At 68.3% G+C, this 21,096-nt stretch carries 27 protein-coding genes; 15 read left to right on the top strand and 12 right to left on the bottom strand.

What is annotated here, in order from left to right; all coding sequences use genetic code 11:
• Positions 1-53 precede the first annotated feature (53 nt).
• From mnmE to hemE, 6 genes are all read right to left on the bottom strand, one after another.
• Positions 54-1,340 (bottom strand): tRNA uridine-5-carboxymethylaminomethyl(34) synthesis GTPase MnmE, encoded by a 1,287-nt coding sequence (gene mnmE, locus ACX40P_RS01200; RefSeq protein WP_459124472.1) that lies wholly within the window; start codon positions 1,338-1,340, stop codon positions 54-56.
• Positions 1,340-1,567 carry a DUF6489 family protein gene (locus ACX40P_RS01195; RefSeq protein ID WP_459124471.1) on the bottom strand — a complete coding sequence of 76 codons (228 nt, stop codon included), beginning with the start codon at positions 1,565-1,567 and terminating at the stop codon, positions 1,340-1,342. The genes mnmE and ACX40P_RS01195 overlap by 1 nt, the downstream gene beginning before the upstream one ends.
• 14 nt (positions 1,568-1,581) lie before the next feature.
• Positions 1,582-2,235, bottom strand: a complete 654-nt coding sequence (locus ACX40P_RS01190) for a TerC family protein (protein WP_459124470.1) — start codon at positions 2,233-2,235, stop codon at positions 1,582-1,584.
• Between the two features lie 169 nt (positions 2,236-2,404).
• Positions 2,405-3,661, bottom strand: a complete 1,257-nt coding sequence (gene rho / locus ACX40P_RS01185) for a transcription termination factor Rho (protein WP_459124469.1) — start codon at positions 3,659-3,661, stop codon at positions 2,405-2,407.
• Between the two features lie 505 nt (positions 3,662-4,166).
• Complete coding sequence (locus tag ACX40P_RS01180) at positions 4,167-4,622, bottom strand: CopD family protein (RefSeq protein ID WP_459124468.1); 456 nt, start codon at positions 4,620-4,622, stop codon at positions 4,167-4,169.
• A complete protein-coding gene (gene hemE, locus ACX40P_RS01175) occupies positions 4,619-5,656 on the bottom strand; it encodes a uroporphyrinogen decarboxylase (protein ID WP_459124467.1) in 1,038 nt (345 codons plus the stop codon). The genes ACX40P_RS01180 and hemE overlap by 4 nt, the downstream gene beginning before the upstream one ends.
• 296 nt (positions 5,657-5,952) lie before the next feature.
• On the opposite strand from hemE, the gene ACX40P_RS01170 reads away from it, so the two are divergent.
• The 11 genes from ACX40P_RS01170 to ACX40P_RS01120 all read left to right on the top strand — a co-directional run bounded on the left by ACX40P_RS01170 (position 5,953) and on the right by ACX40P_RS01120 (position 12,788).
• Positions 5,953-6,774: a pyruvate, water dikinase regulatory protein gene (locus ACX40P_RS01170; RefSeq protein WP_459124466.1), complete on the top strand. Its 822-nt coding sequence runs from the start codon at positions 5,953-5,955 to the stop codon at positions 6,772-6,774.
• Positions 6,774-7,370: a Maf family protein gene (locus ACX40P_RS01165; protein ID WP_459124465.1), complete on the top strand. Its 597-nt coding sequence runs from the start codon at positions 6,774-6,776 to the stop codon at positions 7,368-7,370. Before ACX40P_RS01170 ends, ACX40P_RS01165 begins: the two co-directional genes overlap by 1 nt.
• Positions 7,367-8,182 carry a shikimate dehydrogenase gene (aroE, locus tag ACX40P_RS01160; RefSeq protein WP_459124464.1) on the top strand — a complete coding sequence of 272 codons (816 nt, stop codon included), beginning with the start codon at positions 7,367-7,369 and terminating at the stop codon, positions 8,180-8,182. The genes ACX40P_RS01165 and aroE overlap by 4 nt, the downstream gene beginning before the upstream one ends.
• Complete coding sequence (coaE, locus tag ACX40P_RS01155) at positions 8,179-8,784, top strand: dephospho-CoA kinase (protein ID WP_459124463.1); 606 nt, start codon at positions 8,179-8,181, stop codon at positions 8,782-8,784. Before aroE ends, coaE begins: the two co-directional genes overlap by 4 nt.
• A gap of 7 nt (positions 8,785-8,791) precedes the next feature.
• Entirely contained in the window at positions 8,792-9,481 is a 690-nt protein-coding gene (gene dnaQ / locus ACX40P_RS01150) for a DNA polymerase III subunit epsilon (RefSeq protein ID WP_459124462.1), read from the top strand.
• 56 nt (positions 9,482-9,537) lie between these two features.
• Entirely contained in the window at positions 9,538-10,134 is a 597-nt protein-coding gene (gene hpf, locus ACX40P_RS01145) for a ribosome hibernation-promoting factor, HPF/YfiA family (protein ID WP_459124461.1), read from the top strand.
• A 16-nt stretch (positions 10,135-10,150) separates the two neighbouring features.
• Positions 10,151-10,618 (top strand): PTS sugar transporter subunit IIA, encoded by a 468-nt coding sequence (locus tag ACX40P_RS01140; RefSeq protein WP_459124460.1) that lies wholly within the window; start codon positions 10,151-10,153, stop codon positions 10,616-10,618.
• On the top strand, positions 10,608-11,081 hold the full coding sequence (locus tag ACX40P_RS01135) for a PaaI family thioesterase (protein WP_459125200.1): 474 nt from the start codon (positions 10,608-10,610) through the stop codon (positions 11,079-11,081). The genes ACX40P_RS01140 and ACX40P_RS01135 overlap by 11 nt, the downstream gene beginning before the upstream one ends.
• The gene (locus ACX40P_RS01130; RefSeq protein ID WP_459124459.1) at positions 11,069-11,401 is read left to right on the top strand and encodes a DUF1491 family protein; all 333 of its coding nucleotides are present in this window, start codon (positions 11,069-11,071) and stop codon (positions 11,399-11,401) included. Before ACX40P_RS01135 ends, ACX40P_RS01130 begins: the two co-directional genes overlap by 13 nt.
• Positions 11,402-11,670: 269 nt before the next feature.
• A complete protein-coding gene (locus ACX40P_RS01125; RefSeq protein ID WP_459124458.1) occupies positions 11,671-12,222 on the top strand; it encodes a cell wall hydrolase in 552 nt (183 codons plus the stop codon).
• Positions 12,223-12,272: 50 nt separating this feature from the next.
• On the top strand, positions 12,273-12,788 hold the full coding sequence (locus ACX40P_RS01120; RefSeq protein ID WP_459124457.1) for an MmcB family DNA repair protein: 516 nt from the start codon (positions 12,273-12,275) through the stop codon (positions 12,786-12,788).
• Positions 12,789-12,995: 207 nt separating this feature from the next.
• Here the strand turns inward: ACX40P_RS01120 and ACX40P_RS01115 are convergent, their stop codons facing one another.
• Complete coding sequence (locus ACX40P_RS01115; RefSeq protein WP_459124456.1) at positions 12,996-13,643, bottom strand: ankyrin repeat domain-containing protein; 648 nt, start codon at positions 13,641-13,643, stop codon at positions 12,996-12,998.
• 45 nt (positions 13,644-13,688) lie between these two features.
• Here ACX40P_RS01115 and ACX40P_RS01110 point away from each other — a divergent pair, with 45 nt between their 5' ends.
• The 3 genes from ACX40P_RS01110 to ACX40P_RS01100 are packed head-to-tail and all read left to right on the top strand — an operon-like array spanning position 13,689 to position 15,396.
• Positions 13,689-14,276, top strand: a complete 588-nt coding sequence (locus ACX40P_RS01110) for an SCO family protein (protein WP_459124455.1) — start codon at positions 13,689-13,691, stop codon at positions 14,274-14,276.
• Complete coding sequence (locus ACX40P_RS01105; RefSeq protein WP_459125199.1) at positions 14,264-14,722, top strand: YcgN family cysteine cluster protein; 459 nt, start codon at positions 14,264-14,266, stop codon at positions 14,720-14,722. Before ACX40P_RS01110 ends, ACX40P_RS01105 begins: the two co-directional genes overlap by 13 nt.
• On the top strand, positions 14,719-15,396 hold the full coding sequence (locus ACX40P_RS01100) for a M48 family metallopeptidase (protein WP_459124454.1): 678 nt from the start codon (positions 14,719-14,721) through the stop codon (positions 15,394-15,396). The genes ACX40P_RS01105 and ACX40P_RS01100 overlap by 4 nt, the downstream gene beginning before the upstream one ends.
• On the opposite strand, the gene ACX40P_RS01095 is transcribed toward ACX40P_RS01100, so the two are convergent.
• From ACX40P_RS01095 to ACX40P_RS01075, 5 genes are read right to left on the bottom strand one after another with little or no spacing between them, the layout of a single operon-like run.
• Positions 15,369-17,477, bottom strand: a complete 2,109-nt coding sequence (locus tag ACX40P_RS01095) for a transglycosylase domain-containing protein (protein WP_459124453.1) — start codon at positions 17,475-17,477, stop codon at positions 15,369-15,371. The two genes, ACX40P_RS01100 and ACX40P_RS01095, sit on opposite strands and share 28 nt — an antisense overlap.
• Before the next feature lie 25 nt (positions 17,478-17,502).
• Positions 17,503-18,570 (bottom strand): NAD(P)/FAD-dependent oxidoreductase, encoded by a 1,068-nt coding sequence (locus ACX40P_RS01090; protein ID WP_459124452.1) that lies wholly within the window; start codon positions 18,568-18,570, stop codon positions 17,503-17,505.
• Positions 18,570-19,259 (bottom strand): methyltransferase domain-containing protein, encoded by a 690-nt coding sequence (locus ACX40P_RS01085; protein ID WP_459124451.1) that lies wholly within the window; start codon positions 19,257-19,259, stop codon positions 18,570-18,572. Before ACX40P_RS01085 ends, ACX40P_RS01090 begins: the two co-directional genes overlap by 1 nt.
• Positions 19,256-20,299, bottom strand: coding sequence for a type III polyketide synthase (locus ACX40P_RS01080; RefSeq protein WP_459125198.1), 1,044 nt, complete (start codon positions 20,297-20,299; stop codon positions 19,256-19,258). Before ACX40P_RS01080 ends, ACX40P_RS01085 begins: the two co-directional genes overlap by 4 nt.
• A gap of 21 nt (positions 20,300-20,320) precedes the next feature.
• Positions 20,321-20,935, bottom strand: a complete 615-nt coding sequence (locus ACX40P_RS01075) for a class I SAM-dependent methyltransferase (protein ID WP_459124450.1) — start codon at positions 20,933-20,935, stop codon at positions 20,321-20,323.
• Here ACX40P_RS01075 and ACX40P_RS01070 point away from each other — a divergent pair.
• Positions 20,919-21,077 carry a hypothetical protein gene (locus tag ACX40P_RS01070; protein WP_459124449.1) on the top strand — a complete coding sequence of 53 codons (159 nt, stop codon included), beginning with the start codon at positions 20,919-20,921 and terminating at the stop codon, positions 21,075-21,077. The two genes, ACX40P_RS01075 and ACX40P_RS01070, sit on opposite strands and share 17 nt — an antisense overlap.
• Positions 21,078-21,096: the final 19 nt, after the last annotated feature.

Genomic DNA, 21,096 nt, shown 5'->3' with positions numbered 1-21,096 from the left:
GTCTACCTACAGAGACTACAACGCGAGGTCAAAACGACGTTCCACGTGGAACGTCACTTACCGACGCAGAATCCGGCGAACAAAGCGTCGAGGACGTTTTCGGTATCGGCTCGACCCGTCAGGCGATCATATGCCCCACGTGCAAACCGAAGATGCTCGGCGATGAACAATGGATCGGCCGTCGTTGCGGCGTCGCGCAACGCTAGTGCTGCACCGCGGCAAACTTCTCGCTGGCGGGTGTTCAGCAGAAGCTGATCGGACTGCGGTAGCAACGTCTGCGCGCGCAGATCGAGTGCCGACCACAGTGCCGACAATGACCGCTCGTCTCCGGCCGCTACGCCGACACGGCCAGGAGGAATAGCGTCGCGACCAGCTTCATCCATTCGTGAATGAACTAAGATCGCTCCGTCGTCTGGCGACGCGGTGTCGCCCAGCCAAAGGACCATATCGGCCTGCGCGACGCTCTCCCGCGAGCGCTCGATACCGATGGCCTCGATCGGATCGCTGGTGTGTTCGGCAAGCCCCGCCGTGTCGATGAACAGCCAAGCGACCCCGTTGCGCAGTACGGGTGCTTCTATCCGGTCTCGCGTTGTACCGGCGATCGGAGACACGATTGCAGCATCGCGCGCGACCAGTGCGTTGAACAGCGTGGACTTGCCGCTGTTGGGCGGACCGGCAAGCACCACGCGGATGCCGTCACGCAGGCGCTCGGCGGGTGGCGACGCGAGCAGAGCGTCGATATCGTCGGCCAGCACGACCGCGTCGTGGCGGACGCGATCCAGCAGTGTATCCGCATCGCCGACGTCATCCTCTTCCTCATGATCGATCACCGCCTCGACCAGCGCGGCGAGTGCGACCGTGCGGCGCGTCCATTCCTCGATTCTTGCCCGAAAGCCACCCTCTGCGGCCCGGAGGGCGGCCTGGCGCTGGGCATCGGTTTCGGCGGCGAGGAGGTCGGCCAGCCCTTCGGCTTCGGTCAGGTCGATGCGGCCGGCGATCAGCGAGCGGCGGGTGAATTCGCCGGGTTCGGCCACCCTGACCCCGGGCACCGCGAGCAACGCCCGTTCGACCGCCCGGACGACGGCGCGTCCGCCGTGCAGGTGGAGCTCGGCGAGATCCTCGCCGGTGACGCTCGATGGACCGGGGAACAACAGGACCAGTGCGTTGTCGAGCAGGTCACCGTCGTGATCGCGCAGTTTACGCAGCGATGCGTGTCGCGGCCTTGGAAGCTTGCCGCAAAGCCGCTCCGCCGCCTCAAATGCGGCCGGCCCGCTGATCCGCATGACCGCGATCGCCGCGGGCGGCGCGCCGCTCGACAGGGCGACGATCGTGTCGGTCATCAGCCCTTGGTCGAGCTTTCGAAAAGCTGGCGCCACATCGACATGCCGGCCTCCCCCATCGGCGACCAGCTGCGCGTCATCGTCTCTAGCATCTCGGGCGGAAGGCCGCCCTTCATCGTGTCGAGCATCATCGCGACATAGGCGTCGTGGATCGGCGTCAGGTCGGGCAAACCAACCGCGCGGCGTGCCTCCTCCGGTGTGCAATCGACTTCGACGTTGATCTTCATGGACCGGGCCCCCGTCAGGCGAAGAATTGCGACAGGCCGACCGCCTGATCGGTGAAGCCTTCGTAAATCATCTTCGCCGCAACGTAGAGGATCACCAGCAGGCCGACATAGGCGATCCACCGATACCGCTCGATATATTTGGCGATGACGTTGGCGGCGACGCCCATCATCGCGACCGAGAGCAGCAGGCCGACGATCAGGATGCCGGGATGCTCCTTGGCCGCGCCGGCGACGGCGAGGACGTTGTCCAGGCTCATCGAGACGTCGGCCACCGCGACCGCCCAGGCGGCACCGGCGAAGCTCTTCGCAGGCTTGATGTCGAGCGTTTCCTCGGCGGTCTTGCCCTCGTCATGGCGCAGCTCGCGCCACATCTTCCACGACACCCACAGCAACAGCAGCCCGCCGGCGAAGATCAGGCCGACGACCTGCATCAGCTGCGTCACCGCCAGCGCGAACACGATGCGGAGCACCAGTGCGGCGATGATGCCGATCAGGATGACCTTCTTGCGCTGGTCCGCTGGCAGGCCCGCGGCGAGCGCGCCGACGACGATCGCATTGTCGCCGGCCAGCATGATGTCGATCGCCAGTACCTGCAGGAACGCGGTCAACGCGGCTGGCGAGCCGATGTTGGCGAAGTCGTTGACGATGTGCTGCCAGAGTTCGGTCATGCGGCTATCCTAGTCATCGAAAAGGCGTGGGCAATGCCTGCTCCACGCCTTTCTATCGGTCGTCGTCTGTCGTTCCAGACGTGGGCAAAGCCCACGTCGTCGGTCGGGGCGCTGCCCCGCCGGCCGTGCCGGTTCGAGTCCCGGCGCAGCATGCGCCGGGCCGAACTCGTCACTGATTCATGCTGTCGAAGAAGTCATCGTTGGTCTTCGAATTCTTGAGCTTGTCGAGCAGGAACTCCATCGCGTCGATGGTGCCCATCTGCATGAGGATGCGGCGCAGCACCCACATCTTGCTGAGCTTGTCCTTCTCGACCAGCAGCTCTTCCTTGCGGGTGCCGGACTTGCCGACGTCGAGCGCCGGGAAGATGCGCTTGTCCGCTACCTTGCGGTCGAGCACGATCTCGGAGTTGCCGGTGCCCTTGAACTCTTCGAAGATCACCTCGTCCATGCGGCTGCCGGTGTCGATCAGCGCGGTGGCGATGATGGAGAGCGAGCCGCCCTCCTCGATATTGCGCGCGGCACCGAAGAAGCGCTTCGGACGCTGGAGGGCGTTCGCGTCGACACCGCCGGTCAGCACCTTGCCCGAGCTCGGCACGACGGTGTTGTAGGCCCGGCCGAGGCGCGTGATCGAGTCGAGCAGGATCACTACGTCCTTCTTGTGTTCGACCAGGCGCTTGGCCTTTTCGATCACCATTTCGGCGACCTGGACGTGGCGCGTGGCGGGTTCGTCGAAGGTCGAGCTGACGACCTCGCCCTTCACGCTGCGCTGCATGTCGGTGACTTCTTCCGGGCGCTCGTCGATCAGCAGCACGAGCAGGAAGACTTCGGGATGGTTGTCGGTGATCGCCTTGGCGATGTTCTGCAGCATCACCGTCTTGCCGACGCGGGGCGGCGCGACGATCAGCGTGCGCTGGCCCTTACCCTGCGGGCTGACGATGTCGATGACGCGCGCCGACTTGTCCTTCTGCGTCGGGTCTAGCTGGTCGAGGACCAGCTTCGATTCCGGATACAGCGGGGTCAGGTTGTCGAAGTTGACGCGGTGGCGGACGGCGTCGGGATCGTCGAAATTGACCTTCGACAGCTTCACCAGCGCGAAATAGCGTTCGCCGTCCTTGGGACCGCGGATCTCGCCCTCGACCGTGTCGCCGGTGCGCAGGCCGAATTTGCGGACCTGGTTGGGCGAGATGTAGATGTCGTCGGGGCCGGCGAGATAATTGGCCTGCGCGCTGCGCAGGAAGCCGAAGCCGTCCGACAGCACTTCGATGGTGCCCTCCCCCATGATCTGGTCGCCATTGTCGGCGAGGATCTTGAGGATGGCGAACAGCAGGTCCTGCTTGCGGAGCGTCGAGGCGCCCTCGACGCCCAGTTCCTCGGCCATGCTGACCAGCTCGGCGGGCGATTTCTTCTTCAGGTCTTTGAGATGCATTTCGGGCGTCCGGAGCGTGGGAGGCTGGGGAGGATCTTGCCGCAGGTGCCGGGAACGGCGGTGCTGGCGAAAGGAAGGATGGCGTCCGCGCCCGCTAGGTCGGCGGTGTCGCGTCCGAGGGCGAGGTAGGAGGGGCCGGGAGCCAAGTCAAGCGCGCCCGACGCTCAACCGCAGGGTTGAACGTCATCCCTCGCGAATGTTGAGAAAGTTGAGACGTGTGGGCGGTTGCAGTGAAGCTCAACCGATCGGTTGAGTATCGGGGGTGCGAATGTTGAGAACGTTGAGACGTGCGAGCGGTTGCGGCGACGCTCAACCGACCGGTTGAGTATCGCCCGCGAACGTTGAGAAAGTTGAGACGTGTGGCGCATCGGCGAACGCTCAACCGATTGGTTGAGCTTCATCGCCACACCGTTGAGAAGTCTCGAAGAATCACAACTAACGCCGCCTCTGCCCTGCCGATCGAACGGCGGCACTCAACAGCAAAACCGGCGTGTAGGACAGACGTTCAGAACGGCCGCACCACCACCAGCACGACGATGGCGATGATCGCGAAGGCCGGCACTTCGTTGACGAGGCGCAGCTGTTTGCCGGTCAGCGTCGCGCTGCCCTGCCCCAGCCGCCGGGCATAGCCGACTGCCCAGCCGTGATAGCCGCTCAGACCCGCCACCAGCGCCAGTTTGGCGTGGAGCCAGCCGGGACCCGCGCCGCCGTCGAACAGCCCCGTGTTGGCCGCCAGCAGCAGCCCCAGCGTCCATGTGACGATGAGCGAGGGGGTGAGGATCATCCGGCGCAACGACGCCTCGCGCTTCGTCCAGCGCGCTTCCTCGGCGGCATCGCCCAGCCCCTCCTGATGATAGACGAGGTAGCGCGGCAGCGCGAAGAGGCCCGCCATCCAGAAGATGACGAAGACGATATGCGCCGCCTTCACCCACGGGTAGGCGCTGCCGAGCAGCCCGATCATCCGCGCACCCGTGCGATCAGCCGCTCGACATGCGCGATCGGCGTGAACTGGCCGATGCCGTGGCCGAGGTTGAAGATGTGCGGGCGGTCGGCGAAGGCGGCGATGACGCGGTCGATGCCGTCGTCGAGCGCGGCGCCGCCCGCCATCAGCGCGAGCGGATCGAGATTGCCCTGTACCGGCAGCCCCCTCGGCAGCACGGCGTCGGCCCAGACCGGATCGACCGTCTCGTCCAGCCCCAGCGCATCCACCCCGGTTTCGTTCGCATAGGCGGGGAGCTTGCCGCCCGCGCCCTTCGGGAAGCCGATGACGATGAGGCCGGGGCAGCGCGCCTTAAGCCGCGCGACGATGGCGGCGTTGGGGGCGATCACCCAGCGTTCGAACTGCGCGGGGCTGAGGCTGCCGGCCCAGCTGTCGAACAGCTGCACCGCCTCGACCCCGGCGGCATGCTGTTCGGCCAGATACTCCACGGTCAGGTCGACGATGATGTCGACCAGCGCCTGCATCGTCGCGGGGTCGGCATAGGCGAGGCTGCGCGCCTCGGCCTGATCCTTCGAGCCTTGCCCGGCGATCATGTAGGTCGCGACCGTCCACGGCGAGCCGGCGAACCCGAGGAAGGTGACGGCGGGCGGCAGCGCGGCGGCGACGCGGCGGACGGTTTCGTAGATGGGCGCGAGCTTCGCGCGGTCGGTCGGCCCGAGCGCGTCGATCGCGGCGCGGGTCGTGACGGCCGGGGCGAGGCGCGGACCTTCGCCCGGGCCGAACGTCAGATCCTGGCCCAGCGCCCAGGGCACCATCAGGATGTCGGAGAACAGGATCGCCCCGTCGAAGCCGAACCGGCGGATCGGCTGCAACGTTACCTCCGCCGCCGCATCCGGATCGGTCGCGAGCGCGAGGAAGCCGCCCTTCTCCGCCCGCAGCTCGCGATACTCGGGCAGGTACCGTCCGGCCTGGCGCATCAGCCAGATCGGCGGGACCGGCAGCTTTTCCCTCCGCAGCGTCGCGAGCAGGGGTTTCGAGGGGGGCAGATCGCTCAACGCACGTCCCAACATAAAAGAAGAATCTAGATATAAGGGTTGTTGAAGGTTGTTGGCGCGTGGGTAGCGGGGTTTACGCAGCCGTCCAGACTCTGCTCACAGATTGACGGCGCCGGAGCGCGGATTCCTGCGCGATTCGATTCCGTCATCCCCGTTATCCACAGGCGGTGGATGGATCGGCGAAATGTGATGTGGGTTGTGGATAGCTGTGGACGGTTGGCCCGGTTTTGCCGCGCTTGGCCGTGCGCCCGAGTTGCGCTAGCCCCCACCTCCATGTTGTCCACAGTTTCATTCTGATGCGCCTGCATCTCCACCTGCTGTCCGATTCCACTGGCGAGACGCTGGAGAATATCGCGAAGGCGGCGCTGGCCCAGTATGATGATGTCGAGACGCAGCGGCATTTCTGGCCGATGGTGCGCAACGAAGCGCATCTGGAGCGCATCCTGACCGAGATCGCGCAGCATCCCGGGCTTGTGCTGTTCACGCTGGTCAATCCGGGCATCCGCACGATGCTGGAGGAACGCTGCCGAACGATGGGGTTGCCGGCGGTGGCGCCGCTCGACGGGGTGAACGACGCGCTGTCGGGGCTGCTGGGACAGGCGGCGAAGGCGCGGCCGGGGCGGCAGCATATCCTCGACGCCGCCTATTTCGCGCGGGTCGAGGCGATCCAGTGGACGATCGCGCACGACGACGGCATCGCCGCGGAGGACTGGGAAGAGGCCGATATCGTGCTGGCCGGCGTGTCGCGATCATCGAAGACGCCGACGTCGATCTACCTCGCCAACCGCGGGTTCAAGACCGCGAACATCCCGATCGTGGTGGAAAGCCCCCCGCCCGCCATCCTGTTCCAGCTGAGGACGCCGTTGGTCGTCGGGCTGACCACCAGTGCCGACCGGCTGGTGCAGATCCGCCGCAACCGGCTGCTGTCGCTCAACCAGAGTGCGGAGACGGCCTATGTCCAGCAGGAGGCGGTCGCGCGCGAGGTCGCCTATGCGCGGCGGATGTTCGCCGACAACGACTGGCCGGTGATCGACGTGACGCGCCGCTCGATCGAGGAGACGGCGGCGGCGATCATCGGCATCGCCAACGAGCGCAACCTGCCGAAGGTGGAGGCGTGATGGACCTGATCCTCGCGTCCGGCAGCGCGTCGCGGCGGGCGATGCTGACGGAGGCCGGCGTGCCGTTCGCGGTCGACCCTGCCAATGTCGACGAGGATGGCGTCAAGGCGTCGCTGGTCGCGGCGCGGACCAGCGGGCGCGATACGGCGGATGCGCTGGCGCAGCTGAAGGCGGTGAAGGTGTCGGCGCGGCATCCGCGCGCGCTGGTGCTGGGGTCGGACTCGGTGGTCGAGCTGCACGACGGCATTCTGCTGGATAAACCCGCCAACCGCGAGGAGGCGCGCGAGCATCTGCTGCGCATGGCGGGGCAGCGGACGAAGCTGCACAGCGCCGCCGTCATCGCCGAGGGCGGTGCGCCGGTGTGGCGGTTCGTCGATACGGCGATACTGCACGTCCGGCTGCTCGGACATGCGTTCCTCGATGCGTATCTCGATGCGGAATGGCCGGCGATCGCGGGGTGCGTGGGGTGCTTCCGGATGGAGGCGCTCGGCGCGCAGCTGTTTTCGAAGGTCGAGGGCAGCCACTTCACCATCCTTGGCCTGCCGCTGCTGCCGGTGCTCGACTATCTCAGGACACGGAAGGTGTTGGCGTCATGACGGCCCCCTATGCGGAGGTGATCGGTGATCCGATCGCCCAGTCGAAATCGCCGCTGATCCATGGCTTCTGGCTGAAGGCGCTGGGGCTGGAGGGGCGGTACGAGCGCGCGCATGTGACGGCAGACGGGCTGGCGGCGTACGTCGCCGGGCGGCGCGATGATCCCGACTGGCGCGGGTGCAATGTCACGCTGCCGCACAAGCTGGCGGTGATGGATCTGGTCGACGATCCCGGCGGCGTGCGGGATTCGATCGGGGCGATGAACACGCTGCTGCGGCAGGCGGACGGGTCACTGATTGGGACGAACACCGATGCGGCGGGGTTTGCGGCGCCAATCAGCGGGCTGGAACTGGCCGGGCGTCATGCCGTCGTCGTCGGCGCGGGCGGTGCAGCGCGGGCAGTGCTGTTCGCGCTGGCGAAGCTTGGGATCGGGCGGGTGACGGTGATGAACCGGTCGCCGCTGAAGGCCGCCGGATTGCTGGCAAAGTTCGGGCTGAAGGGCGATGTCGTGCCGCTCGCCAGCCCGCTCGCGCCCGATGCGGCGCTGGTGGTCAATACCAGTGCGCTGGGGATGACGGGGCAGCCGGCGCTCGACCTCGACCTGTCGCCCCTCGCCGAGGACGCGGTGGTGTATGACATCGTCTATGCGCCGCTGGAGACGCCGTTGCTGGCGGCGGCGCGGGCGCGTGAGCTCGACACGGTCGACGGGCTGGAGATGCTGATCGGGCAGGCGGCGCTGGCGTTCGAGCTGTTCTTCGGCGCCGAGCCGCCGCGCGACCGCGACGACGAACTGCGCGCGCTGCTGACGGCGTGAGCGGGCGCCCGCTCCTCATCGGGCTGACCGGGTCTATCGGCATGGGCAAGTCGACGGTGGCGGCGATGTTCGCCGACGCGGGCGTGCCGGTGTTCGACGCCGATGCGGTGGTGCATGCCCTGCAGGGGCCGGCGGGACGCGTCGTCGCCGCGATCGAGGCGCGGTTTCCGGATACCACCGGGCCGGCGGGGGTGAACCGCACGGCGCTGGGCGAAGCGGTGTTCGGCGATGCCGTCGCGCTGAAGGCGCTGGAGGCGATCGTGCATCCGGCGGTGGCGGAGGAGCGTGCGGCGTTCCTGGCCGCGCATGCCGATGCGGCGATGGTGGTGCTCGATATTCCGCTGCTGTTCGAGGGCGAAGGCTGGCGCAGCGTCGACCGGATCGTCGTCGTCTCTGCGCCCGAAGAGATGCAGCGTGCGCGGGTGTTGGCGCGGCCGGGGATGACGGCGGCGCGGCTTGACACGATCCTGGCGCGGCAGACGCCCGATGCCGAGAAGCGCGCGCGCGCCGATGTCGTTATCCCGACCGGCGGCACGCTGGCGGAAACGCGCGATGCGGTGCGTGGGGTGATCGCTTGCCTCTCGCCGCGCGCGGGAGGATAAGGGGCGCATGCGCGAAATCGTGTTCGATACGGAAACGACGGGGCTCAGCTTCGCGGGCGGCGACCGGCTGGTCGAGATCGGCTGCGTCGAGCTAGTCCACCGGGTCGAAACCGGGCGCACCTTCCATGCTTATGTGAATCCGCAGCGCGACATGCCGGCCGAGGCGCAGGCCGTGCACGGCCTGTCCGCCGCCTTCCTGGCCGACAAGCCGGTGTTCGCGCACATGGTCGAGTCGCTCCTGGAGTTCATCGGCGACGCGCCGCTAATCGCGCACAATGCCGGGTTCGATTTCTCGTTCCTCAACGGCGAACTGAAGACGTGCGGGCGCGAGATCGTGTGCCGCACGCGGATGGTCGACACGCTGCTGATGGCGCGCAGCCGGCATCCGGGCAGCAAGCATACGCTCGACGCGCTGTGCGTCCGCTACGGCATAGACCGGTCGCACCGCGTGCTGCACGGCGCGCTGCTCGACGCGCAGCTGCTGGCGCAGGTCTATGTCGAACTGACCGGTGGGCGACAGATCGGGCTGGGACTCGCCGTCGATACCGTCGTTGAGTCGGACGTGGCGCCCGAATCGCTCGTCCGTCCGATCCGTCCGCCCCGCCCCCATGCCGCTTCCCCCGCCGAACTGGCACGGCACGCCGAGTTTATGACGGGCGTGAAGGAACCGCTGTGGGGGGCGTCTGCGTTCGGTTGACCCCCGGCGGGGCGATCATCCGGTCGTTCCCGTCGCAACAAGAAGGAGAAAAACTCATGGATATCCGGGTTTCGGGCCATCAGGTCGATACGGGCGACGCGCTGAAAAGCCACGTCGAGGACCGGCTCCAGGGTATCGCCGACAAATATTTCTCCCGCGCCATCTCTGCCCAGGTGACGTTCGGCAAGGGGCCGCACGATCACGGCTTCACGTGCGACATCGTCGCGCATGTGATGCAGGGTCTGGTGCTCAAGAGCTCGCACACCAACCCCGGCGATGAGGCTCAGCCCGCGTTCGATGGCGCGGCTGCGAAGATCGAGAAGCAGCTCCGCCGCTACATGAAGCGGCTGAAGGACCGTAATGCCGGCGAAGTCGCGGCGTTTGCCGAGGCCGGTGCCTATGACAACGCGGGCTATACCGTGTTCAACATCGGTACCGAGGAAGAGGAAGAGGCGCCCGACGCCCCGCTCATCATCGCGGAAACCCGCGTCGACGTGCCCGATGCCACCGTCTCGGATGCGGTGATGATGCTCGACCTGCGCAACACCTCTGCCCTGCTGTTCAAGAACCAGGGGACGGGCAACTTCAACATGGTCTATCGCCGCGGCGACGGCACGATCGGCTGGGTCGAACCCAACCGCGCCGCAGGCTGAACGGGAAGGACGTATCTTGGATGACGTGAGCGACCTGATCGCTCCCGAAGCCGTGTTGCCCGCCGTCGCGGCGGGTAACAAGCGGGCGCTATTCGCGGCGCTCGCGGCGGCGGCGGAACAGGTGTGGCAAGTCGATGCCGCTGCGGTGTCGGCTGGTCTTGCGGCGCGCGAGAAGCTGGGCACCACCGGTTTCGGCGCGGGCATCGCCGTGCCGCATGCGCGGATCGCGGGGCTGACCGCGGTGCGCGGCGTGTTCGCGCATCTGGTGCGGCCGATCGACTTTGCGGCCGTCGACGATCTGCCGGTCGATCTCGTCTTCATGCTGGTGTCGCCGCCCGATGCGGGGCCGGATCATCTGAAGGCGCTGGCGCGGGTATCGCGACGGTTGCGCGACCGCGGGCTGGCGGAGAAGTTGCGCGGCGCAAGATCGCGCGACGCGCTCTATGCGATCCTGACGGGCATCGGCGCGCGTGATGCCGCCTGACGGCCCGGCCGCAGGCGCCGAGGCGCATTTCCGCGCGCTGGAGAGCCTTTATGCCGCCGCCCCGATCAACGCGATGTTCGATTCGCGACTGACGATCGCATCGGCGGGGACCGCGCGGATCGACTTCGTCATCGACGAACGGCACTTCCACGCCGCCGGAGCGGCGCACGGCACCTCCTATTTCAAGATGATGGACGACGCCGCCTTCTACGCTGCGAACAGCCTGGTGACCGACCGCTTCCTGCTAACGACGGCGTTCAACCTGTTCTTCACTCGCCCGCTCGGCCCCGGCCCGGTGGTCGCCGAAGGGCGCTGGATCAGCGGGCAGCGCCGTGTGTTCGTCGCCGAAGCGCGGATCGTCGATGCGTCGGGCGAGGAGGCCGCGCGCGGCACCGGCACCTTCATGCGATCGCGCATCGGGCTGGCCGGCTTGCCCGGTTACACGGACGCATGGCGCGGCTGACCGCCGACTTCCGCGTGAAGGCGCTGATCCGTCGCGTCCATGATGCGGCCGGGTCGGCGATGGTGCTGGCGCGCGGCGATGCGACCGCGGGCGGCGTTCTGGCGCTGGTCGAGGCGCCGGGCGACCGGGTGCCGGTAATCCTCGAGCGCGGGCTGGGCGACGCGTCGGGACTCGTGCGTAGCGGCCCAGTCGATGGCGACGCCATGGCGATCACCGACTATTGGCAGCGGCGACGCGCGCGCGACCCCGATCTGTGGGTGGTGGAGGTGATCGTCGCGGATGGCGAACGATTCGTCGCTGAAACGATCGCGGCGAGTTGACCGCGACGCCGCACCGCAACATCAGCCGATTTCCAACGTAAGCGTTGTGCCGTCCGCGGGGTGCGATCCCGAACGGTTACGCAGTCGGGGGGTGGATCGGGGGTGAGCAGCGCGGCAACGCGACCTGCGGCACGTCCGCAAAGCCAACCGCACATTGTCGAATTTGAATGTTGTCTCTGACTCGCGCTGCAACGACCGCAGCGGTTATTTTCTGTGCCGGCTTCCTGCTGGGCACCACGTCGCCCGGGTTCGCGCAAGAGCTGAACCACGTGCCTGCGACCATAAACGCGATTGCCCTTCCCCAGGTTCCGGACGAAACCACCGCCGCTCCCGCCCAGGTGCAGCCCGCGGTGCTGACGACCCAGACTCTCCCCACCGATACCCAGGTGACGGCCGATGAGGATGCCGACGATTTCGCGTCGCTGTCCGCCGCCGTCGCCGCTCAGGACACCCAGCTCGACGATCGCGAGCTGACCTGCCTCGCCGCCGGCGTGTACTTCGAGTCGAAGGGCGAGCCGCTCGCCGGCCAGCTGGCGGTCGCGCAGACCATCATCAACCGCACCAAGTCGGGCCGTTTCCCCAAGTCGATCTGTGGCGTGCTGACCCAGGCGGGCCAGTTCTCCTTCGTGCGTGGCGGCAGCGTGCCGAACGGCGAGGGCCGCACCGGCTGGCGCACCGCCGTCGCCGTGGCAAAGGTTGCCGCGCGTGACCTGTGGGACGGCGCCGCCGACGACGCGCTGTTCTTCCACGCCCGCCGCGTCGCGCCGGGCTGGCGGATGCAGAAGATTGCCGCGATCGGCAATCACGTCTTCTATCGCTGATAGCTCGGGCGGGGTTTGCCCCGTTCGCAATATGTTCTAGAAGGGGCGCGATGGTTTCCGTCGCGCCCCTTTGCATGTCCGCCGCCGAGGATTCGCTGCCCGAGCGCCTGATCGCCGCCGACGTGGTGCGCGGGGTGACGCGCATGTTCCTGGCGCACGACATCGTCATGATCGCCGAAGTGCCGCTCGACGGCGGGCGCCGCGCCGACCTGATGGGGGTGGGGCCGAAGGGCGAACTGGTGATCGTCGAGGTCAAGGTGGCGCGTGCCGACCTGCTCGGCGATGCGAAATGGACCGACTATCTGGCGCATTGCGACCGCTTCTTCTGGGGGGTGCCGGCGGGGTTCGATGCGTCGCCGCTGGAGGGCGAGGCGTTCCTGCCCGAGCGGGCGGGGGTGATCGTCGCCGATCGCTATGACGCGGTCGTGGTGCGGGAGGCGGCGGTCGTCGCGATGCCAGCGCCGGCGCGGCGGAAGTGTACGATCGGGCTGGCGCGGCGGGCGGCGCGGCGGGTGATCGGGCTGGTGGATCCGGATGCGTTTGCGGGGCAGTGGCGGGGCGGGTGAGGGCCGACGATCAGACCCCCGTTCGTCCTGAGTAGCCATTGAGCTTGTCGAAATGGCGTATCGAAGGATCGCCCAAGTGTCCTTCGATAAGTGTCAGGCGAAACATGCCCCGGCTGTTTCAGGATCGTCCGGGGGACGATCCGACCTGACACACTTCGGCTTCGCTCAGCCGCTACCCAGCACGAACGGATGTATGCGAGCCTCGCCCTACAGCTTCGGCCCCGACACCGCCTTGGGCGCGCCCGTCTTCGGCGCATCCGCCAGCAACTTCGTGAGCGCGGGCGAGCGGGTATCGACCTTCGAATAGTCGCGCGCGGAGCGGCCGGCGATGCGGTCGGCCTGGTCGGGGTTCGCGCCGGCCGCCAGCAGCGTCCGGGCAAGGTCGAGGTTGCGCAACTGCACCGCGCGGATCAGCGGCGTCTCACCCGACGAATTGCCGAGGTTCACGTTCGCCTTCAGCGCGAGCAGCGTCTCGATGCAGGCCGTGCAACCGCCGTTGACCGCGAGCAGCAGCGGCGTGCTGCCCCGCGCGTCCTGCATGTTGATGTTCGCGCCGCGCGAGGCGAGGAAACGGACATAGGTGTTGTCGTTGCGCTTCACGACGATGTGCAGGGCGGTGTCGCCGCTGGCTTCCTTCGTGTTGATGATCGACTGGCCGGGCTTGTCGAGGATCTCGGTCACCTTGGTACCGTCGGCGTCCTTCACCGCCTTCAGGAACTCGTAGCTTTCCGACATGCGCTGCGCGGGCAGGGCGGCGGGAGCGGCGATCAGGATCGCGGCGAGGATCGCGTGGGCGGGGAGGCGGACGGACATGGACACCTGCATGACGATGTTGAACCGGGCGCCGCCGGTCAAGGCGGCTTGCGTGGCGGCGCCTATCAGATCATGGCTGGCCGCGCCATGAACAGCTATCTCCCCCTCGTTGCAGCGATATTTCTGGCCGGTTGCAATGCCGGCACGCCGACGACGCCGCAGGAGCCGCCGCTGGCCGGCGCGCGCATCGGCGGCCCCTTCGCGCTGACCGATCAGGACGGGCGCGCGGTGACCGACCGCAGCTTCGCGGGCAAGTACCGGATCATGTACTTCGGCTACACCTTCTGCCCCGACGTCTGCCCGGTCGACGTGCAGGTGATCGGCGCGGGGCTGAAGGCGTTCGAGACAAGCGATCCGGCGGCCGCGGCGAAGGTGGTGCCGATCTTCGTCTCCGTCGATCCCGAGCGCGATACGCCGGCCGTGGTGAAGCAGTTCGTCGGCGCGTTCCATCCGCGCATGGTCGGGCTGACCGGCAGAGTCGCCGACGTGACCGCGCTCGCCAAGGCGTACGGCGTGTTCTTCGCCAAGCAGAAGCCGGCGCCGGGCGGCGGGTATATGGTCGATCACAGCCGGCAGGCGTATTTGATGAGCCCGGACGGCGCGCCGATCGCGTTGCTGCCGACCGAGAAGGGCGCCGATGCGGTCGCCGGGGAATTGCAGCGCTGGGTGAAGTGAGCGCGCCCGTGCCCGCCGATCGTTTCTGGGAAACGACGCCGCTGTCGAAGATGGACCGCGCGCAGTGGGAGGCGCTGTGCGATGGCTGCGGCAAATGCTGCGTCCACAAGCTGGAGGACGAGGATACCGGGGAGCTGCTGGCGACCAACGTCGCGTGCCGCCTGCTCGACCGGCGGATGGGGCGGTGTTCGGACTATCGCCACCGCCACGCCTATGTCGCCGAATGCGTGCGGCTGACCCCGCGGCTGGTGCGCGAACTGGAATGGCTGCCGACGACCTGCGCCTATCGTCGGCTGGATGAGGGCAAGCCTTTGCCCGACTGGCATTATCTCGTGTCGGGTGACCCGGAGGCGGTGCATGCGGCGGGTGAATCGACACGCGGCTGGACGGTCAGCGAGGACGACGCCGGCGACTTCGAACATCATATCGTCGATCGGGACTTGTGAGCGAAGAGGTCGAGGTCGTCCGCCACCCCCGTGCGCGACGGCTGAAGCTGGCGTTCGATCCGGCGAGCGGGCGGGTGCGGCTGGTGCTGCCGCGTCGGGCGCCGATCGGTCCGGCGATGGAATGGGTGCGCGAGCAGGGCGAATGGATCGCGGCACAGCGCGCGAAGCTGCCGGTGGCGCGACCGTTCGTCGATGGCGCGACTGTGCCGGTGGGTGGCGTGGACTATATGATCGAGTGGAACGAGCGCCACCCGCGTAACCCCCGCTTGGCGGAGGGCCGCATCGCCGTCGGCGGACCGGCGGAGGGGCTGGCGGCGCGAATCGAACGGTGGCTGCGGCGCGAGGCGCTGCGCGTGCTGGCGGAGGAGACGCAGGCCTATGCGGCGAAGGCCGGGGTGACGGTGGCGCGCGTCGGGATCGGCGATCCGGCGTCGCGGTGGGGGAGCTGTGCCTCGACCGGCACGATCCGCTACAGCTGGCGGCTGATCCTCGCGCCCGCCGAGGTGCGCCGCGCGACCGTCGCGCATGAGGTCGCGCACCGGGTGCACATGAACCATTCGCCGGCGTTTCACGCGCTGGTCGCCGAACTGTATGGCGACGATCCGACCCCACACCGCCGCTGGCTGAAGGCCAACGGCGCCGCGCTTCACTGGTACGGGCGCGGCGGCTCCTGATCGCGCGGGGGCGGGGCGCGATCCTGCGGGACGGGCGACGGCGGCGGGGTGCGCGGCGCCGAACGGCCGGTCATGCGGTCGAGCCACTCCTGATCCAGCCGCTGCTGATCGACCGGCGCCTCGCCGGGCTCGCCGTCGTCGGCCGGGCGGTCCTCGGTCGCGGGTGCGCGGTCGATCGGGTTGCCGTCGGGATCGACCATCATCGTGCCGTTGTCGGGCTCGGCGTAATAGCTCTCCTCGTCCGGCTCCAGCTGCCATTCGGGCAGCGTCACCTGCGTATCGAACTGTTCGACGGGACGATCCGCCACCGCCTTGCGCATGAAGCTGGCGAAGGTGCGGGCCGGCGCGGTGCCGCCCTGCAGCCCGGTGATCGGCTTCGCATCGTCGCGGCCCATCCACACGCCGGTGGTGATGCCGCTGGAGAAGCCGAGGAACCAGCCGTCCTTGTTGCTGCTGGTCGTACCGGTCTTGCCCGCGACCGGGCGGCCGATGTCGGCGGCGCGCGCGGTGCCGGTGCTGACCGCGGTCTGGAGCAGGTCGGTCATCTCGGCGGCCACATAGGGAGCGACGAGGACGCGGCTGGTATCGACCTGGTGCTGGTAGATCACCTGGTTGTTCGCGACGACGCGGGTGATGCCATAGGGGGTGACGGCCACGCCCTTCTGCGCGACGCTGGCGAAGGCGCGGGTCATGTCGATCAGGCGGACGTCGGACGTGCCGAGCACCATCGAGGGGTGGGTGTTGACCGGGGTGGTGATACCGAAGCGGCGCGCCATGTCGGCGATCGATCCGAAGCCGATCTCCTGCCCCAGCTTCGCCGCGACGGTGTTGATCGAATAGGCAAAGGCGGTGCGCAGGTCGATCGCGCCGGAAAAGCGCCTTGAGGAGTTGCGCGGGCTCCAGCCATCGATGGTGATGGGTTCGTCGACGACCTGATCGTCGGGCTTCTTACCCGCCTCCAGCGCCGCCAGATAAACGAACAGCTTGAACGCCGATCCCGGCTGACGCGTCGCCTGCGTCGCACGGTTGTAGATGGACGAGACGTAATCCTTGCCGCCGACCATCGCGCGCACCTCGCCGCCACGATCGAGCGCGACGAGCGCGCCCTGCGCACCGGCGGGCGCGTTCTGGCGGATCGCGGCGTCGGCGGACCGCTGCATGCCGAGATCGAGCGTCGTCCATACGTCCAGGGGCTCGACGGTTTCGTCGATTAGCATCTCGAGCTGCGGAAGTGCCCAGTCGGTGAAGTAGCGGACGCTGTTCTGCATGGGTTCGGGCGCCAGCTTCACCGCGCGGATGTCCGATTCGTCGATCGCGTCGGCGCCGGGCACGCCCTGCTGCTTCATCAGGCGCAGCACGACGCGGCCGCGATCGACCGCGGCGCCGACGTCAGCGGTGGGGGAATAGTTGCTGGGCGCCTTTACGAGGCCGGCGATGATCGCGCTTTCGGACAGGGTCAGCGTCTGCGCCGGATGGCCGAAGAATTTGCGGCTGGCGGCGTCGATGCCGTAGGCGCCGCCGCCGAAATAGGCCTTGTTCAGATAGAGTTCGAGGATCTGGTCCTTGGTGAACTTGCGTTCGAGCGCCAGCGCCAGAATGCCCTCGCGCAGTTTGCGGCCATAGGAGCGGTTCGAGGTCAGGAAGACGTTGCGCGCCAGCTGCTGCGTCAGCGTGGAGACGCCAGCGACACGCTTGTCGCGTTGCAGGCTGACCTGAATGCCGCGCGCGACGCCGATCGGGTCGACGCCGATGTGGCTGCGGAAGCGCCGGTCCTCGACCGCGATCAGCGCGTCGCGCATGCCCGCCGGAATCTCGCTGTAGGGCAGCCACTCGCCATAGCTGGGGCCGAGCGAGGCGATCACCGTGCCGTCGGCGGCGTGGACGCGGATCATCTGGCCGTTGGGCGAGGATTTCAACTCGTCGAAGCTGGGGAGCGAGGATCGCGCGGTATAGACCGCGATCACCAGCGCCAGCGCGCCCAGCACGACCGCGCCTACGCCCAGGCCGATCGTCCATTTAAGGACGCGGCGCCAGCGGGGTGGCCTGGCCTTGCGGGGGGAGGGTCTCGATCGGGTCGCCATCGTGCGTGCTGAAGCGATTACGCGCTTAGCGAATCGTGAACAAGGGGAAGCGCGTCGCCCGCGCCACTGCGCGGACCAGCGGCGGGAGGGCGAGGGCGAGCAGGGGCGCGGCCAGCGGGGGCGCCTCCGCGACATGGCGAATCGCGCCGGCGACGGCGAGGGGGCGAAGTGCGGCGGTGGCGATGCGGTGTTGATAGTCTCGCGGGGGCACGCCGGCGATGATCGCCTGTGCCGCGAGTATGCCGGTGGCGATTGCGATGCCCATGCCTTCGCCCGCGAGCGAGGGGATGACGGCGGCCTGATCCCCGACGCGGTATGGACCGTCGCTGTCGCGCGCGCGCCAGCCGTAGGGAACGTTGGCGACGGCATCGATGGCCGCGCCGGCGGCAATGCGGCCGATGCGCTCGCCGAGATGGGGGTGGTCGCACGACAGGCGGTCGAGCAGCGCCGCCGGGCCGCCCGCCGCGGTCATGCGCGAGCGGCGCAGTGCGAGGCAGAGGTTGGCGCTGCCGTCCTCCTGCAAGGCTAGCCCGGCATAGCCGCCGTCGAACAGGTGCAGCTCGACCGCGTCGGCGACCAGCCGGGTGAGTGTTGGGCTGGCGGCGAGGCGGAGGCGCAGGCCGATGGCGGGATCGCTGACGTCATGGGGTCGCCCGACGCCGCGCACGTCGTGCTTGCCGGTGGCGAGGATGAGGGTTTCGGGAGTCAGGGTGGCGCCGTCGCCGAGCCGGACGTGACCGTCCTCGACCGCGCGGACAGTGACCCCGCGTTCGATGCCGTCGCCGACCTGCGCGCGCATGATGGCGTCGAGCCGGCGGCGCGAGACCGCGCGGGCCGGGGCGGGCAGGCGCGATTCGGCGCGGCGTTCGCCGGCGAACAGGCGGACACGGGTAACGGGGGCGGGGTTGAGGCTGTCGGCGGCGATGCCGAGCGATTCGAGCGTGGCGAGGGTGCGCCAGCTGAGGAAACCGCCGCACAGCGCGTCCTCATCCTCGCGGCTGCGCTCCAGCATGGTCGCCCGCACGCCCGCGCGCGCCAGCGTGATCGCGGCGGCGCAACCGGCGGGGCCGGCGCCCAGAGTGAGGGGTGGCATCAGCGGTGTTTCGCGACGCACAGGCGAAACGGGAAGGTGCGGTACACGCGCGCGCCGGTGACGCCGGCCTGTGCAAGGATCGGCGGCCATTCCTCCGGGCGATAGGATCGCGCGATCGAGAGGCGACCGTCGTGGCGGACGATCGGGTGCCAGCGCGCCAGCGACGCGAGCAGCGGGTAGCCATGATAGGCGAAGCCATGGCGGTGGAGGTCGTTGACCAGCCAGCCGTCGCGGGCGTGGGTGTCCATGAAGCGCAGGAAGGCGACGAGCTGATCGTGCGTCATGTGATGCGCGACGAGGCTGCTGACGATCACGTCCCACGGCTCGTCGGCGAGCGCAGCATAGTCGCCGGTCTGGTAGGCTATCGGTAGGTCGCCGGGCGTGCGGGCCCGTGCGGCGGGTGCGGCGTTGGGATTGAGATCCACGCCGACCAGATCGGCGGCGATCCCGCGCTTGGCCGCCCAGCGCGCGATCCGGCGCAGCATGTCGCCATCGCCGAAACCGACATCGAGCAGGCGGAAGGCGGGACGGTCACCGACCGCGCGCTCAAGGAACGCCAGCGTCGGGCGGGCGGCCATCGTCACCGTATTGACCTGTGCGAGGTCGGCGAGCACCGCCGCCAGCGTTTCGGCCGGCAGGTCGTCCGCGTCCATCAGCTCTTCGGCCACGGCGCGGACCGCCAGCGTCATCGCGCCGACCGGATCGCGAAGCCCTCGGCAGCGAGACCGGGGCCGAAGGCGAGTGCGATGCCGTGCTCGATATCGCGATCGAACAGCCGGGCGAGCACGAACATCAACGTCGCCGACGACATGTTGCCGTTGTCGGCCAGCACCGCGCGTGAATCGTCGAGCGCATCGGCAGGCAGCGCCAGTGCGCCGCCGACCGCGTCGAGGATCGACCGTCCGCCGGCATGGACCGCCCAGGCATCGACCGGGCGGCCCTCGGTGATCGCGGCGACGATGGCGGGATCGGCCAGCGCCTGCGCGATGCGGCCCGGCACTTCGCCCGACAAATGCATGGCGAAGCCGCGGTCGGTGATGTCCCAGCGGATCAGATGCGCCGAATCGGACAGGGCGGCGGCGAAGGGGCGTTCGATGGCGAGGCCGGTCGCTTCCGCGCTGACCAGCGCCGCAGCGGCGCCGTCGCCGAACTGGAGCATTGCCAGCAACGGTTCGAGCGCGGTGGCGGGTTGCAGGTGGAGGGTGGACAGCTCGACGGTGACGACCAGCACGCGCGCGGCGGGATCGGAGCGGACGATGTGGCGCGCGCTGCGGAGTGCGGCGACCGCGGCATAGCAGCCCATGAAGCCGACGAGCAGCCGTTCCACGTGGAGCGCGAGGCCGAGGCGTTGCGCAATGATCTGGTCGATGCCGGGCGCGACGAAGCCGGTGCAGCTGGCGACGACGAGGTGGGTGATTCCCGACAGGTCGACGCGCGTGCCGAGGTCGGCGATGGCGGCGAGCGCGAGATCGGGCGCGGCGTCGGCGTAGATCGCCATGCGCTGCGCGGTGCCGGGTAGCGGATCGATCGCGTAGAAGCCGCCGTCATCGACCGGCGAGCCGCCGGTGGCCTGACGGGGCAGGACGGACCAGCGGTGGCCGATGCCCGATCGTGCCGCCATCCGGTCGAAGAGCCGCCCTTCGCGCGGGTCGGCCAGCCGCGCCCGCGCCCATTCGACGAAGGCGGCGTGGATATCGTGGTCCGGCACCGCGGTGCCGATCGCGTTGATGTGGGCCGTGCGACCGGTCCCTTACGACTTCCAGGCCCAGTAGAGCTGGGCCGGGGGCACGTTCCACCACTCCATGTCGTGGTCGATGCGCTCGAAATGCGGCGCGACGAAATCGCGGACCTTCGGGCTGAACTGATAGATCAGGAAGGCGCCGCCGGGGCGGATGACGGTGTGGGTCGCGGCGGCGATCGCGGCGCCGACGCCGGGGGGAAGCGTCGAGAAGGGCAAGCCCGACAGGACATAATCCGCCTGCTCATGCCCGTGCGCGCGGACGATCTCGACCACGTCCGCCGCCGATCCCAGCACGGGCGAGAAGCGCGAATCGAGGAAGCCGGTGCGCAGATATTCGATGAAATCGGGGTTGGTATCGATGACGATCAGCTGCGCATCGGGCGCCATGCGATCGAGGATATGCTGGCAGAAGGTGCCGACGCCGGGGCCATATTCGACGAACACCTTGCAGGTCGCCCAGTCGACGCGATCGAGCATCTTGGCGATCAGCTTGTCGGACGAGGGGATGATCGATCCGACCATCACGGGGTGTTTCAGGAACCCCTTGAAAAACATGCCCCAGGGGGAGGGCCGGCCGGCGCCGCGCTTGCGCGATCGAGCCGCGGTGGTGGCCGAACTGTTCATCGATATTCCTGTCCACAAAGGCGAATTTGCCGGATGCGTCGCAATTTTGCCGGCAAGTTGCAAGCATTCGCGTTTGGAGGAAGCGCATTTGCGGCCAAAAGGTTGCGAGGCGGCAGGCGGCGCGGCACAGCGTCGCGGGTGATCGCACCGCCCGCCCCCAG

The sequence above is a fragment of the Sphingomonas sp. RS2018 genome, assembly GCF_054489605.1.
The sequence above is the reverse complement of the archived record's forward strand: the minus strand, read 5'-3'. Positions and strand labels throughout refer to the sequence as shown.

Coding starts and splice junctions, on each gene's coding strand:
- mnmE (WP_459124472.1), bottom strand. CDS start 1,340: ATGACCGACACGATCGTCGCCCTGTCGAGCGGCGCGCCGCCCGCGGCG.
- ACX40P_RS01195 (WP_459124471.1), bottom strand. CDS start 1,567: ATGAAGATCAACGTCGAAGTCGATTGCACACCGGAGGAGGCACGCCGC.
- ACX40P_RS01190 (WP_459124470.1), bottom strand. CDS start 2,235: ATGACCGAACTCTGGCAGCACATCGTCAACGACTTCGCCAACATCGGC.
- rho (WP_459124469.1), bottom strand. CDS start 3,661: ATGCATCTCAAAGACCTGAAGAAGAAATCGCCCGCCGAGCTGGTCAGC.
- ACX40P_RS01180 (WP_459124468.1), bottom strand. CDS start 4,622: ATGATCGGGCTGCTCGGCAGCGCCTACCCGTGGGTGAAGGCGGCGCAT.
- ACX40P_RS01170 (WP_459124466.1), top strand. CDS start 5,953: ATGCGCCTGCATCTCCACCTGCTGTCCGATTCCACTGGCGAGACGCTG.
- ACX40P_RS01165 (WP_459124465.1), top strand. CDS start 6,774: ATGGACCTGATCCTCGCGTCCGGCAGCGCGTCGCGGCGGGCGATGCTG.
- aroE (WP_459124464.1), top strand. CDS start 7,367: ATGACGGCCCCCTATGCGGAGGTGATCGGTGATCCGATCGCCCAGTCG.
- dnaQ (WP_459124462.1), top strand. CDS start 8,792: ATGCGCGAAATCGTGTTCGATACGGAAACGACGGGGCTCAGCTTCGCG.
- hpf (WP_459124461.1), top strand. CDS start 9,538: ATGGATATCCGGGTTTCGGGCCATCAGGTCGATACGGGCGACGCGCTG.
- ACX40P_RS01135 (WP_459125200.1), top strand. CDS start 10,608: ATGCCGCCTGACGGCCCGGCCGCAGGCGCCGAGGCGCATTTCCGCGCG.
- ACX40P_RS01130 (WP_459124459.1), top strand. CDS start 11,069: ATGGCGCGGCTGACCGCCGACTTCCGCGTGAAGGCGCTGATCCGTCGC.
- ACX40P_RS01120 (WP_459124457.1), top strand. CDS start 12,273: ATGGTTTCCGTCGCGCCCCTTTGCATGTCCGCCGCCGAGGATTCGCTG.
- ACX40P_RS01110 (WP_459124455.1), top strand. CDS start 13,689: ATGAACAGCTATCTCCCCCTCGTTGCAGCGATATTTCTGGCCGGTTGC.
- ACX40P_RS01095 (WP_459124453.1), bottom strand. CDS start 17,477: ATGGCGACCCGATCGAGACCCTCCCCCCGCAAGGCCAGGCCACCCCGC.
- ACX40P_RS01090 (WP_459124452.1), bottom strand. CDS start 18,570: ATGCCACCCCTCACTCTGGGCGCCGGCCCCGCCGGTTGCGCCGCCGCG.
- ACX40P_RS01085 (WP_459124451.1), bottom strand. CDS start 19,259: ATGACGCTGGCGGTCCGCGCCGTGGCCGAAGAGCTGATGGACGCGGAC.
- ACX40P_RS01075 (WP_459124450.1), bottom strand. CDS start 20,935: ATGAACAGTTCGGCCACCACCGCGGCTCGATCGCGCAAGCGCGGCGCC.